Raw genomic sequence first — 12,221 nt, 5'->3', positions numbered from 1 at the left:
AGCTGCCCTGGCCCACCGGCCGGGGCAGCTCGGCCTGGACGACGGCTGAGCGAATTCACCGGCATTCCAGGGTGGCCAATTCCACGTGGTCCAGGCCTTTCCAGGTCCCTGCGGGTGGATGGAGTTCAGTCTTGTAGAGAGCCGACCTCGCTCTCGGCCAGGGCGTTGTCGCCACACGCGCCGACCCGGCCCATCGAACCCCGTAGCTTGGCCTTCTTCAGGGCGCGGACGAACTTTTGGAGCGGAACTGGCTCCCGCGGTCCAAGTGGACAATCGTTCCGCGTGGATTCCGCAGGGCCACGGCAATTTTGAGCGCTCTGACGGCCAGGGACGCCTTCATCCGGGAGTCGATGGAGTAGCCCACGACCTGCTCGATCGTGGCATCGCCCGGACGGGCGAGCGCGATCACGTCGCGGCGGAACTCCTCGAGGAACGGTTTGGGCACGTTGACATCCTCTCAGCAAGGACCGCGGTCCTTGGCAGTCAGGAGTCAGCCAAGCTGGGGGCAGTCCCGAGTTGGTACGTACTCAACTGACAAGTACCCCGGAGTGAGACCGCCGGGGACTGCCTCACTCGGACCAAGGCTCCGGTGTGCAACCGGCTTCGTCCAACTGGACCGTGGGACGAACTTGGCGCTGGTCAGTACTGCAGCAGCGAGCGCTGGCGGTGCGTGGTGACGGGTTCGTCCAGGCGAGGGCCTTCGCCACGCGCACTGCCTGGGCCGGAGGGAAGGTTCGTATCGGCTCAACGTCTGCCTGCTTCACTGCCAGGAGCCATCAAGAACCGGTCAAAGGTCTCCACAACGTCCGATTTCGTTCTTAAGCTGCTTGCCATGCCCGCAACCACAGACCCTGACCCGGTAGGCCCGCTTCTCGTTCCGGTCCGGCTGAGCCCGACCGGAGTCTCGGTGGTGCGGCTGATGCAGACCGCCGTCGGGCGTCGCACAGCCGTCGCTTTCACCACCCCCGAGCAGTTGGCCTCGGTACTCGGCCCGGAGCAGCTCGCCGTTCGCCTGTCACTGTCGGCCCTGCGGGCCATGCTCACCCCGCTGGGCCTGGCCGAGGTGGTCGTGGACCCGCAGCTCACGGCCCGGCCGGTGGCCGACGGCAGTTCCGCTGCGGCGCCCGACCTGATCCGCAGCAAGGTCGAACGCCCGTAAGCTCGTTCCGACTGGCTTACGTGGAACGGGGGCGGCATGACCGACGAGCAGTTCAAAGCGAAGACGGTTCTGGTCACCGGGGCGGCCCGAGGTATCGGGCGGGCGGCGGTGGTGGAGTTCGCCCGGCGGGGTGCCCAGGTGGTCGCGGCCGACCTGGACGGTGACGCTCTCGCCGTCCTGGGCCGGGAGCACCCCGACGCCAAGACCGTGGTTGCCGACGTAGCCCAGGAAGCAGACGTGCAGGCCATGGTGGCGGCCGCGGTGGACCGGTTCGGCAGCCTCGACGTGCTGATCGCCAACGCCGGGATCATTCCGATGGCCCCGCTGCTGGAGACCTCGACGGCGGACTGGGAACAGGTCATGGCGATCGACGGGCGCGGCATGTTCCTCAGTTGCCGGTACGCGGCCGAGCAGATGGTCCCGGCCGGCTCAGGCGCGATCGTCTGTGTCTCCTCGATCTCCGGGATGGCCGGGCAGTCGGGTCAATCTGCTTACGGCGCCGCCAAGTTCGTGGCCACCGGGCTGGTCAAACACCTGGCCGTCGAACTGGCCCCGGCCGGAATCCGGGTGAACGGCGTGGCCCCGGGCACGATCCGCACGGATCGGGTAGTGGCTCTGGAGACCGAGCCGGGCGGTCCCGAATACCTGGCGGACATCGTCCGCAAGCACCCTCTCGGCCGCCTCGGCGAACCTTCCGAAGTGGCCGCGGCCATGGCGTTCCTGGCTTCCGACGAGTCCTCGTTCGTGACCGGCGCCGTGCTTGCGGTCGACGGCGGCTACCTCGCCCAGTGACGATCTGAAGCCGCGAGGAGCGCTGGGCGACCCCGCCCTACTCACGCCTCGCCGTTGAGGCGTGAACGGCCGGCTAGACGTGTACCTGGATCACGTCGTTCTGCTTCTCCTGCTGGACATCCGGTTTCGGGGAGCGGACCAGGAGGGCAGCAACCACGGCTGAGACCAGGCTGATGCCGGCGGCCCACCAGAACATCCGCTCGTAGCCGTCGATGGCGGCGAGCACGGGGTTCTGAATGGGGTCGGCGACCAGGCTGGCGTGGACGGCGTCCGCGAAAATGGTAGAGAGCAGGGCGATGCCGATGGAGCCACCGAGTTGCTGGGCGGTGTTGACGGTGGCTGAGGCGACGCCCGCGTCATGCCGGTCCACGCCCTGGGTACCGACGGCGAAGCTGGTGGGGAACAGGAGGCCGGCGCCGACTCCGGCGACGATCAGGCCGGGCAGGACCACGGCGGCGTAGCCGGAGTCGGCGTTCATCTGGGCGAAGATCACCGAGGCGAGGCCGGCCAGCAGCAGACCGGCGGTGATCAGTGGGCGGGGGCCGAAGCGGGGCAGCAGTTTGGTGGCGGTCAGGCCGGAGACCACGAGGATGGTCAGGTTCATGGGCATGAAGGCCAGGCCGCTGCGCATCGGCGTGTAGCCGAGGTTCTGCTGCAGGTAGAAGGTCAGGAACAGGGATGCGCCGAAGATGGTGACGCCGAGCATGGCCACGGCGAAGTAGGCGCCGGCCCGGGCCCGGTCGGTGATCACGCGTAGCGGCAGCAGCGGTTGCGAGCCCTTGCGCTCGATCAGGACGAAGAGCACCAGCAGCGCCAGGCCGCCGATCAGGGTGGACAGCGTGACGGGTGAGGACCAGCCGTCCTGCTCGGCGTTGGAGACGCCGAACACGATCAGGAAGAGGCCCAGGGACACCGACAGGGCGCCGGGGATGTCGAGTTTTGCGGACTTGGAACGTGCTTCGTCGCGGGCGATCATCCGGGCGCCGAGGGCGGCGGGCAGGGCGAAGGCGAGGTTGACCAGCAGGCACCAGCGCCAGGAGAGCAGATCGGTCAGGACGCCGCCCAGCAGCAGCCCGATGCCGGCGCCGACGCCGGAGACGGCGCTGAAGACCCCGAAGGCCTTACCTCGCTCGGCCGGATCGGTGAAGGTGGTGGCCACGATCGACAGCGCGGCGGGGGCCAGCAGGGCGCCGAACACGCCCTGCAGAACCCGTGCGGCGATGAGCAGTTCGAAGCTCTGCGCGAGACCGCCCAGCGCGGAGGCGACGGCGAAGCCGATCAGGCCGACGACGAAGAGCCGGCGCCGGCCGAACTCGTCTCCCAGGCGCCCGCCGAGCAGCAGGAGAGCGCCGAAAGCGATGGCGTAGGCGCTGATCACCCACTGCCGCACGTCGTCGGCGAATCCCAGGTCGATCTGAGCAGAGGGCAGGGCGATGTTGACGATCGTGGCGTCCAGCACGACCATCAGCTGGGCCAGGCCGACCACGGCCAGAATCAGCCATCGGCGGGGATTGACGGATACTTCAGACAAGGGGCAGCGCCCCTCCTCCCTGGATCATGACGTCTGCGGACAGACATCAAAGTCGTTGGTGGAGGTCGCGCCCAGGCCCCGGCGAGTCATGACCCAGAGCAGCCGGCGAGACGAGTGAATCGCAGAAGGCGAGACCGGCAGCTCTGTGGAACGGCGACGAACTTACGGTCGGCCGCCCCGCGAAGTCAAATCCGAAAGCGCTTCTGAACAGGGCATATGCGTCCTTGACAAGCGCAGCCCGGTCCTACCTCGGGAACCCGGCGAGCCCGGCGTCGGCCAGACCGGAGGCCAGCGCTCCGAGATCGCCGAACTCCTGCCCGGCCATCACCCCGGCCTCGGCGCGGGCCTGGATCCCGAGCACGATCCCGGCGAACTTGTAGTGGGCGAAGGCCAGGTACCAGTCCAGCCGGTCCAGGCCGATTCCGGTTCTCGATGACCATCTTTCGGCGATCTGCAGCGCGCTGGGGAAGCCGGGCAGCGTGGTGGCGGAAGAGGCCATCGAGACGCCGAAGCGGGAGGCCAGATCCCAGTAGAACATCAGCATGCCGACGTCGGTCAGCGGATCGCCGAGGGTGGACATCTCCCAGTCCAGCACCCCGTTGATCCGCCCGGGCTGCTCTTCGCTGACGATGACGTTGTCGAGGCGGTAGTCGCCGTGAACGATCGATGCCCGGCCGGCCGGAGGTACGCTCTGTTCCAGGCGTGAGGCCAGCAGGTCCAGCGCCGGAATCGCGGGCACGGGGGTGGCTTCAATCTGCTTGCGCCAGCGCCGGATCTGACGCGCGGTAAACCCTTCCGGGCGGCCGAAATCCTCGAGACCGACGGACTGCGGATCCACCAGATGCAGATCGGCCAGGACGTCGGCGAGTGCCTCGCCCAGGCGGGCCCGGCCGTCGGCGGTGAACGGCACCTGATTGCGGATGACGACGCCTGGCACCTTGGTCATGACGTAGTAGGGCACGTCGTCGAGCCGGCCCTCGAGCACGATCTCCGGAACCGGAACCGCGCTCGGCCCCAGGGCCTTCTGGACGCGGCTCTCGCGGGCCATGTCGTGCGCGGTGGCCAGGATGCTGCCGCTGGGCGGACGGCGCAGGATCAGTTCACCGGCCGGGCTGCGCAGCAGATAGGTCAGGTTGGAGTGGCCGCCGACGACGAGTTCGGCCGTAACGTCGAGCCACCGTTCCTCGCCCAGGGCCTGGGCCAGTGCGGGGCCGGCCAGGTCGAGCCGGGCCAGTGCGTCGTCCTGCATCAAGCGCCTCCCGTGCCCGGCTAACGGTGATTAACCGACGCTAGGATTCCCGCCCGCGGGTGTCAAGGCCGACCATCCGCAGGGCCATGTCGGCGTAGCTGTACGCGAGCGAATCGATGTCGTGCTCGCCCTCGGCCCGGAACCAGGTGGCCACGCCCATCCCCATGTCCAGGATCGCGAAGGAGACCAGCCGCGCGTCGGTGGCCGGGAACTCGCCGGAAGCACACCCGTCCTCGATCACCGCCCGGATCCCGTGCTCGTAGGTGCGGCGCAGGTCGAGGATCTGCGAACGGGTGGGCTCGGTCAGGCTGTCCAGCTCGCGGTTGCCGACGAAGGCCTGTTCGCGGTGGGTGGCGTGGTAGCGGACGTGGGCTTCGACGGCCCGGCGCAGCCGCACCGCGGCAGGCCCGCCGGCTTCCACCGCCCGGTGTTGCGCCGCGATCAGGGTGCGCATGGTGGTGAAGACGATGTCGGCCAGCAGTTCTTGTTTGGAGGTGACGTGCTTGTACAGGCTGGGCCCGCGCACCCCCAGGGCCGCGCCGATGTCGGCCATCGTGGTGACCCGGTAGCCGCGCTCGGCGAACTGCCTCAGCGCCGCGGCCACCACCGCCTCCCGGCTGACCGGCGGCCGTGTCTTCTCGTCCTTGACCCGTGCACTCACCCCTCCTACGGTAGCTAATGTTCGTTAGCCGATGACGGAGACGGAGTCGCGGATGGCATTCGACCTGACCTTCGATCCCCGGGTCGAGGACTGGCGGGCACGTATCGCGGCGTTCATGGCCGAGGTGGTGATCCCCCGCGAGCAGGCTGCGTTCGAGCACGGCGTCACCGACGAACTGCGCCGCGACCTGCAGGCCGCAGCGCGGCAGGCCGGGATCTGGGCCCCGCAGGCACCGGCCGAACTGGGCGGAGGCGGATTCCGTTTCGACGAGGTCGCGGTCCTGCTGGAGGAGGCCGGCACCAGCCTGCTCGGTCCCTTGGCCCTGAACTGCTCGGCTCCGGACGAGGGCAACCTGCACCTGCTGCACCTGGCCGCCGGCCCGGAACAACGCGAGCGTTACCTGAAACCACTTGCGCAGGGCCGGATCAGGTCTTGTTTCGCGATGACCGAGCCCCCGCCGGGGGCCGGTTCCGACCCGTCGGCGCTGGCCACCACGGCCCGGCGCGACGGCGAGCGCTGGATCATCAACGGCGAGAAGCATCTGATCACCGGGGCCGACGGGGCCGCGTTCGCGATCGTGATGGCCCGGGACGGCGACGGCGCGACCATGTTCCTGGTGGACACCGATACGCCTGGGTGGAAGCAGGCCGGGCACGCCCGCACGATCGATTCCACCACGCTCGGCGGGCACTGCCGGATCGTGCTTGAGGACGTGGTGGTCGGCGCGGACTCGGTGCTCGGCCGGGCGGGTGAGGGCTTTCGGTATGCGCAGGCCCGGCTGGCACCGGCCCGGCTGACGCACTGCATGCGCTGGCTGGGGGCGGCCCGGCGGGCGCACGGCATCGCCCTGCAGCGGGCCACCCGGCGGGAGCTGTTCGGCTCCGGTCTGGCCGATCTGGGCATGGCACAGCAGATGATCGCCGACAACGAGATCGACCTGGCCGCATCCCGGGCGCTGTTGTGGCAGACCTCGTGGCAACTGGCCACTGGCGCCAAGGGTACGGAAGAGTCCTCGCGGGCCAAGGTTTTCATCAGTGAGGCCACGGCCCGGGTGGTGGACCGCTCGGTGCAGCTGGCCGGCGGCATGGGCACCAGCGAAGAGCTCGTCCTGGGCCGGATCTATGCGGACATCAGGGCGTTTCGGATCTACGACGGTTCTTCGGAGACGCATCGCATGTCGATCGCGAAGCGGGCTGCCCGCCGGGTCCGGGAAGCCACCCGGTGACGCTCGAGGACCCCACCCGCTGGTTCCGGCTGGACGGCAAGGTCGCGGTGGTCACGGGCGCCAGTTCGGGCCTGGGGCATGGCTTCGCGCGCACTCTGGCCGGGGCCGGGGCGAGAGTTGTCCTGGCCGCGCGGCGCGAAGACCTGCTGGCGAAGGTCACGAGCGAAATTGAGGACGCCGGGGGCGCCGCTTCCTCGAAGGTCACCGATGTCACGGATCCCCAGCAGTGCGAGGCGCTGGCCGCTTTCGTGATCGAGACCTGCGGCCGGCTGGACATTCTGGTGAACAACGCAGGCCTGGGTGCCGCCGTCCCCGCGCTGAAGGAGACGCCGCAGGAGTTCCGGCAGGTGGTCGACGTCAACCTGCACGGTGCCTACTGGGCGGCTCAGGCCTGTGCCCGGGTGATGCGACCGGGCTCGAGCATCGTGAACGTGGCCAGTGTGCTGGGCCTGATGCCGTCGTGGGCTCCGCAGGCGGCGTACTCGGCCAGCAAGGCCGGGCTGATCGGCCTGACCCGGGACCTGGCCCAGCAGTGGTCGGGCCGGCTGGGGATCCGGGTGAACGCGCTGGCGCCGGGCTACTTCGCCTCGGAGATGACCGCGCAGATCGATCCGGAGCGGCTGGAGGGGGTGCTGAGGTCCCGCAGCCCGCTCGGACGGCTGGGCACCCAGCGCGAACTCGATGCGGCCCTGCTGTTCCTGGCCGGCGACGCCTCCAGCTACACGACCGGCAGCACGCTCACGGTCGACGGTGGTCTGTCCATGCGCTGAGCCGGCTGCGGATCCGGCGTTCCAGGAAGCCGCCGATCAGCCGGTCGAACACGGCGTTGTCATCCCCGGCGACCATGTGGTGCGCGCCCGCCACGTCGCAGAACTCGGCGTGCGGCACCAGTTCCAGGAAGCGCTGGGCATCGCCCACGCTGAGCACGTCCGAGGACCCGCCCCGCACCAGCAGCGTCGGGACGCGCAGCGCGGATGCGGCGGCGCCGAGCCGGGCGGAGTCGATCATCGGGTCACGCTGCACGGCGTGCTCGGTGGGCGGCTGCATCAGGGCCGGATCCCAGTGCCAGAAGAAGCGCCCGTTGCGCTCGCGCAGGTTCTTGCGCAGCCCGTCCAGGTTCTTCGGCCGGGGCCGGTGCGGCAGGTAGGCGGCCACCGCGTCGGCCACCTCGTCCAGGTCGGCGAAGCCGTCCGGGCGGGAGGCCATGAAGGCGCGGATCCGGTCGGTTCCGGAGGGCTGGAAGAACGGTGAGACGTCGACCAGCACCAGTCCCAGAGCCAGGTCCGGTTGCCGGCCGAGCGCGGCCAGGCAGGCGTTGCCGCCCATCGAGGCGCCGATCAGGACCGGCGGCCGGCCCAGGAACTCGGTGAGCGCCCGGACGTCACCGGCCAACCGGTCCATGCCGTAGACGCCGTCCGGGGACCAGCCGCTGTCTCCGTGACCGCGCAGGTCGACGCTGAGGGTGTACCAGCCGGAGGCGGCCAGTTCCCGGCCGGTCTGCCGCCAGGAGTGTCGGGTCTGGCCACCCCCGTGAAGCAGCACGACCGGTGGGTCGGCCGGGTCTCCCCAGTGGTCGGCGGCGAGCGTGACGTCGGTGGCGGGGATCTTCAGGTCGCTGGTCAACGGGTTCAGCGGGCTCAGCGGGGAGCCATCCGGATCGCGCCGTCGAGCCGGATGGTCTCGCCGTTGAGCATCGGGTTGGCCACGATGTGGGCGGCCAGAGCGCCGTACTCGGCCGGGGAACCCAGCCGCGCCGGGTGGGGCACCTGCTCGCCCAGCGAGCGTCGAGCGTCCTCTGGTAGTGATCCCAGCAGCGGGGTGTCGAAGAGGCCTGGCGCGATGGTGACCACCCGGATCTGCAGGCGGGCCAGGTCGCGGGCGACCGGCAGGGTCATCCCGACCACGCCGCCCTTGGAGGCGGAGTAGGCGGCCTGCCCGATCTGGCCGTCGAAAGCCGCCACCGAGGCGGTGTTCACGATCACCCCGCGCTCCCCCGCCACCGGTTCGGCCGCGGCAATGCGCTCGGCGGCCAGCCGGATCACGTTGAAGGTGCCGATCAGGTTGATCTCGATGATCCGGGTGAAGTCCGGCAGCGGGAACGGCCCGTCCTTGCCCACGGTCTTGATCGCGTTGCCGGTTCCGGCGCAGTTCACGGCCACGCGCAGGGTCCCCAGCCCGGCCGCGGCCTCGAGCGCGGCCCGCACGTCGTCCTCGCTGCGGACATCGCCCGGCACGAACACGGCCTGGTCGCCGAGTTTGCCGGCCACGGCGGCACCGTCCGAGCCCGGCAGGTCGAGCAGCACCACCGCGGCGCCGGCGGCGAGCAGTTCCTGGGCGGTGGCCAGGCCGAGGCCGGAGGCGCCGCCGGTGATCAAGGCAACCGATCCTGCGATGTCCACGGATCTCCTTCGTCAGGAAAGCAGTTCGAGGATGGTGGCGTTGGCCTGGCCGCCGCCTTCGCACATGGTCTGCAGGCCGTAGCGGATGCCGTTGTCGCGCAGGTGGTGCACCAGCGTGGTCATCAGCCGGGCTCCGGAGGCGCCGAGGGGATGCCCCAGCGCGATCGCGCCGCCGTTGGCGTTCAGCGCCTTGGGGTCGGCGCCGGTCTCGGCCAGCCAGGCCAGCGGGACCGGGGCGAAGGCCTCGTTGACCTCGAAAGCACCGATCTCGTCGATCTTCAGCCCGGACCTGCGCAGGGCCTTGTGCGTGGCCGGGATCGGCGCGGTCAGCATGATCACCGGATCGGCGCCGGCCAGGACCGCGGTGTGCACCCGGGCGATCGGTTTCAGACCGAGCTCGCGGGCCTTGTCGCTGGTGGTCATCAGCAGCGCCGCCGAGCCGTCCGAGATCTGCGAGGCATTGCCCGCGCTGATCACCCCGTCGGGCTGGAACGGGGTCTTCAGCCCGGCCAGGGCCTGGAGGGTGCCACCCCGCCGGATGCCCTCGTCCTGGCTGACCGTGCCCACCGGGGCGATCTGGGCCTGGAAACGGCCGGAGTCCTGCGCGGCGGCGGCCTTCTCGTGCGAGGCCAGGGCGAACTCGTCGAGCTGGGCGCGGGTCAGGCCCCAGCGCTCGGCCATCATCTCCGCACCGGTCCCCTGGTTCGGGGCCGCACCGTAGCGGGCCAGGAACTGCGGGCCCAGCGGATCCTGCCCGGCCGAGGAGGAGCCCATCGGTACCCGGCTCATCGACTCGACACCGCCGGCCACCACCACGTCGTACTGCCCGGCGATCAACCCGGCGGCGGCGAAATGCACCGACTGCTGCGATGATCCGCACTGCCTGTCGATGCTCACTCCGGGTACCGACTCCGGCCAGCCCGCGGCCAGGACTGCGGTGCGGGCGATGTCCAGGGTCTGTTCACCGGCCTGCGAGACGCAGCCCCAGATCACGTCGTCCACCTGGGCCGGGTCCAGCCCGGCGCGTTCGGCCAGGCTGGTGAGCATGTGGGCGGAAAGATCGACCGGGTGCACCCCGGACAGCCCGCCGTTGCGTTTGCCGACCGGAGTCCGGACGGCCTCGACGATTACGGCATCTCGCGTCATTGCGCCTCCCGTATGTGTGCGGCTGACCGCGGCCACCAAGCTAACATTTATCTATTACCTTTAGGTAGTGTTGCCAGGGCGGCGACCAGGGCGGCCAGAGAACCCGGAGCGTGCCCGGTGCGCCAGACGGCACTGGTCACCAGCCGCAGCCGGCCGTCGTCGAAAGGCAACATGAGCACCGGTTCTCCGAGAAAGGCGTTCCTGGTCGCGCCGAACCTCGCACCGCAGATGGTGAAGGCCTCACCGGCTGAGACCATCGGCACCAGATCGGCGTGCCCGGTCGGCACCGGCAGCCGGCCGCTGACCCCGTAGCGGCTGAGCAGGCTGTCGGCGATCTGCGCAACGTACGGAGCCGAGGTCGCCCGCAGAAAGGTGTACGGCAGATGAGCCAGTTCGGTCAGCTCCAGCGACTCCCGCTCGTCGAAGCCGGTCCCGGCCGCGACCACCACCCGCAGCGGCTGCGACTCCACCGGCACCACGCTCAGCCCGGGCTCCTCGACGAGCCCGTGCACGAAGGCCAGGTCCACCTCGCCCTTGACCACCGCCCGCAGCAGCGGCGCCGTGCTGCCCGGCCGGTGCCGCACCCGCAGACCCGGCTGCTGCTCGCGGACCAGCGTGGTGAACCGGCTGCGCAGGTCCGGCGAGACCTCGGGAGCGGTGCCGACGACGATCAGCCCCTGCGGTTGCTGCGGCGGCACCAGGGCCGGCAGGGCGTCGAACCGTTCGACCACGTCACGGGCCGGGACCAGCAGCCGCTCACCGGCCGGGGTCAGCGAGACCCGGTGGTAGTCGCGCACGAACAGCTCGGCGCCCAGCTCTTTCTCCAGCTCCCGGATACGGCGGCTGAGCGGGGACGTGGCCATGCCGAGCTGCTCGGCGGCCCTGGTGAAACCGGCGGCATCGGCGACCGCGACGAAGTACCGCAGATGACGGATCTCCACTCAGCGATCCTCGCACCGCCAGTCCAGCGAAGGAGCCGGTAAATGCACAAGCAAGGACCGCTCAGCGGAATCAGGGTGCTCGAACTGGCCGCCATCGGCCCGGTGCCGCACGCCGGTCTGATCCTGGCCGACCTGGGCGCCGACGTGGTGCGCATAGACCGGCCCGGCGCCCCGCCCGAGCAGCTGTTACGAGGGCGGCGCGCGATCACGCTGGACTTGAGATCGCCCACCGGCCGCGCGACGTTGCTGGAGCTGGCCGAGCGAGCCGACGTGCTGCTGGAGGGCCTGCGCCCAGGCGTCACCGAGCGCCTGGGCCTGGGACCGGACGAATGCCGGGCCCGGAATCCGCGGCTGGTCTACGGGCGGATGACCGGCTGGGGTCAGGACGGCCCGCGAGCGCACCAGGCCGGTCACGACATCAACTACATCTCGCTGACCGGCGCGCTGCATGCCGTGGGCCGGGCCGGGGAGCGTCCGGTGCCCCCGCTGAACCTGGCCGGCGACTTCGGTGGGGGCTCGATGTTCCTGGTGGTGGGCGTGCTGGCGGCCTTGCTGGAGCGTCAGGACTCCGGGCAGGGGCAGGTGGTGGATGCGGCGATGGTCGACGGCAGTACCCTGCTCATGCAGATGATCTGGGCGATGCGCGCGAGCGGCGACTGGCAGGACGAGCGAGGGACGAATCTGCTGGACGGTGGCGCTCCGTTCTACGACACGTACACCTGCGCCGACGGCCGGCATGTCGCGGTCGGGGCGATCGAGCCGCAGTTCTACGCCGAGCTCGTCAAAGGTCTGGGTCTCAGCGATCTACCCGACCAGAACGACCGCGCCGGCTGGCCGATCCTGCGCCGCCGTTTCGAAGAAGCCTTCGCCCGGCACGACCGCGACCACTGGGCCGAGCTTTTCCAGGGAACGGACGCCTGCGTCACACCCGTGCTGTCGATGTCCGAGGCTCTGGAGGACGAACACCTCACCGCCCGGGGCACGTTCGTCGAGATCGACGGAGTTCGCCAGCCCGGCCCGGCACCCCGTTTCTCCCGCTCGAAGCCGGGCGCTCCGCCACGCCCGGACGCCGACACCACAGCCGTTCTCAGCGACTGGCTGCAACGGTGAACCGGAAA

The 12,221-nt window shown here is 70.1% G+C and carries 12 protein-coding genes and 1 pseudogene; 5 read left to right on the top strand and 8 right to left on the bottom strand.

Annotated features, from left to right (window positions below):
• Positions 1–131: 131 nt before the first annotated feature.
• A pseudogene (locus LR394_RS24295) lies at positions 132–385 on the bottom strand (DDE-type integrase/transposase/recombinase); the annotation flags it as partial.
• 447 nt (positions 386–832) lie between these two features.
• On the opposite strand from LR394_RS24295, the gene LR394_RS24290 reads away from it, so the two are divergent.
• Both LR394_RS24290 and LR394_RS24285 read left to right on the top strand, forming a co-directional pair.
• Positions 833–1,159 (top strand): SAV_915 family protein, encoded by a 327-nt coding sequence (locus LR394_RS24290; protein WP_231446217.1) that lies wholly within the window; start codon positions 833–835, stop codon positions 1,157–1,159.
• A gap of 36 nt (positions 1,160–1,195) precedes the next feature.
• The gene (locus LR394_RS24285; RefSeq protein WP_231446215.1) at positions 1,196–1,951 is read left to right on the top strand and encodes an SDR family NAD(P)-dependent oxidoreductase; all 756 of its coding nucleotides are present in this window, start codon (positions 1,196–1,198) and stop codon (positions 1,949–1,951) included.
• A gap of 73 nt (positions 1,952–2,024) precedes the next feature.
• Here the strand turns inward: LR394_RS24285 and LR394_RS24280 are convergent, their stop codons facing one another.
• The 3 genes from LR394_RS24280 to LR394_RS24270 form a co-directional block, all read right to left on the bottom strand.
• The gene (locus LR394_RS24280; RefSeq protein ID WP_231446212.1) at positions 2,025–3,482 is read right to left on the bottom strand and encodes an MFS transporter; all 1,458 of its coding nucleotides are present in this window, start codon (positions 3,480–3,482) and stop codon (positions 2,025–2,027) included.
• Positions 3,483–3,726: 244 nt separating this feature from the next.
• A complete protein-coding gene (locus LR394_RS24275) occupies positions 3,727–4,731 on the bottom strand; it encodes a phosphotransferase family protein (RefSeq protein WP_231446211.1) in 1,005 nt (334 codons plus the stop codon).
• Between the two features lie 40 nt (positions 4,732–4,771).
• Positions 4,772–5,392, bottom strand: coding sequence for a TetR/AcrR family transcriptional regulator (locus LR394_RS24270; RefSeq protein ID WP_231446210.1), 621 nt, complete (start codon positions 5,390–5,392; stop codon positions 4,772–4,774).
• Between the two features lie 52 nt (positions 5,393–5,444).
• Here LR394_RS24270 and LR394_RS24265 point away from each other — a divergent pair, with 52 nt between their 5' ends.
• On the top strand, positions 5,445–6,617 hold the full coding sequence (locus tag LR394_RS24265; RefSeq protein WP_231446209.1) for an acyl-CoA dehydrogenase family protein: 1,173 nt from the start codon (positions 5,445–5,447) through the stop codon (positions 6,615–6,617).
• Positions 6,614–7,387 (top strand): SDR family NAD(P)-dependent oxidoreductase, encoded by a 774-nt coding sequence (locus LR394_RS24260; protein WP_231446207.1) that lies wholly within the window; start codon positions 6,614–6,616, stop codon positions 7,385–7,387. The genes LR394_RS24265 and LR394_RS24260 overlap by 4 nt, the downstream gene beginning before the upstream one ends.
• Here LR394_RS24260 and LR394_RS24255 read toward each other — a convergent pair.
• The 4 genes from LR394_RS24255 to LR394_RS24240 are packed head-to-tail and all read right to left on the bottom strand — an operon-like array spanning position 7,356 to position 11,103.
• The gene (locus tag LR394_RS24255; RefSeq protein ID WP_407937119.1) at positions 7,356–8,249 is read right to left on the bottom strand and encodes an alpha/beta fold hydrolase; all 894 of its coding nucleotides are present in this window, start codon (positions 8,247–8,249) and stop codon (positions 7,356–7,358) included. The genes LR394_RS24260 and LR394_RS24255 overlap by 32 nt on opposite strands.
• Positions 8,250–8,254: 5 nt before the next feature.
• Positions 8,255–9,016: a 3-hydroxyacyl-CoA dehydrogenase gene (locus LR394_RS24250; RefSeq protein ID WP_231446205.1), complete on the bottom strand. Its 762-nt coding sequence runs from the start codon at positions 9,014–9,016 to the stop codon at positions 8,255–8,257.
• A 12-nt stretch (positions 9,017–9,028) separates the two neighbouring features.
• Positions 9,029–10,162 (bottom strand): thiolase family protein, encoded by a 1,134-nt coding sequence (locus LR394_RS24245; protein WP_231446204.1) that lies wholly within the window; start codon positions 10,160–10,162, stop codon positions 9,029–9,031.
• Between the two features lie 47 nt (positions 10,163–10,209).
• Entirely contained in the window at positions 10,210–11,103 is an 894-nt protein-coding gene (locus LR394_RS24240; protein ID WP_231446203.1) for a LysR family transcriptional regulator, read from the bottom strand.
• A gap of 42 nt (positions 11,104–11,145) precedes the next feature.
• Here LR394_RS24240 and LR394_RS24235 point away from each other — a divergent pair, with 42 nt between their 5' ends.
• The gene (locus tag LR394_RS24235) at positions 11,146–12,213 is read left to right on the top strand and encodes a CaiB/BaiF CoA transferase family protein (protein ID WP_269329680.1); all 1,068 of its coding nucleotides are present in this window, start codon (positions 11,146–11,148) and stop codon (positions 12,211–12,213) included.
• Positions 12,214–12,221 lie beyond the last annotated feature (8 nt).

This window comes from Kineosporia babensis (assembly GCF_021129305.1).
Classification (GTDB): Bacteria; Actinomycetota; Actinomycetes; order Actinomycetales; family Kineosporiaceae; genus Kineosporia; species Kineosporia babensis.
The sequence above is the reverse complement of the archived record's forward strand: the minus strand, read 5'-3'. Positions and strand labels throughout refer to the sequence as shown.

Excerpts from the sequence above, each read along its gene's own strand:
- LR394_RS24290 (WP_231446217.1), top strand. The coding sequence starts at position 833 with ATGCCCGCAACCACAGACCCTGACCCGGTAGGCCCGCTTCTCGTTCCG.
- LR394_RS24275 (WP_231446211.1), bottom strand. The coding sequence starts at position 4,731 with ATGCAGGACGACGCACTGGCCCGGCTCGACCTGGCCGGCCCCGCACTG.
- LR394_RS24245 (WP_231446204.1), bottom strand. The coding sequence starts at position 10,162 with ATGACGCGAGATGCCGTAATCGTCGAGGCCGTCCGGACTCCGGTCGGC.
- LR394_RS24265 (WP_231446209.1), top strand. The coding sequence starts at position 5,445 with ATGGCATTCGACCTGACCTTCGATCCCCGGGTCGAGGACTGGCGGGCA.
- LR394_RS24285 (WP_231446215.1), top strand. The coding sequence starts at position 1,196 with ATGACCGACGAGCAGTTCAAAGCGAAGACGGTTCTGGTCACCGGGGCG.
- LR394_RS24235 (WP_269329680.1), top strand. The coding sequence starts at position 11,146 with ATGCACAAGCAAGGACCGCTCAGCGGAATCAGGGTGCTCGAACTGGCC.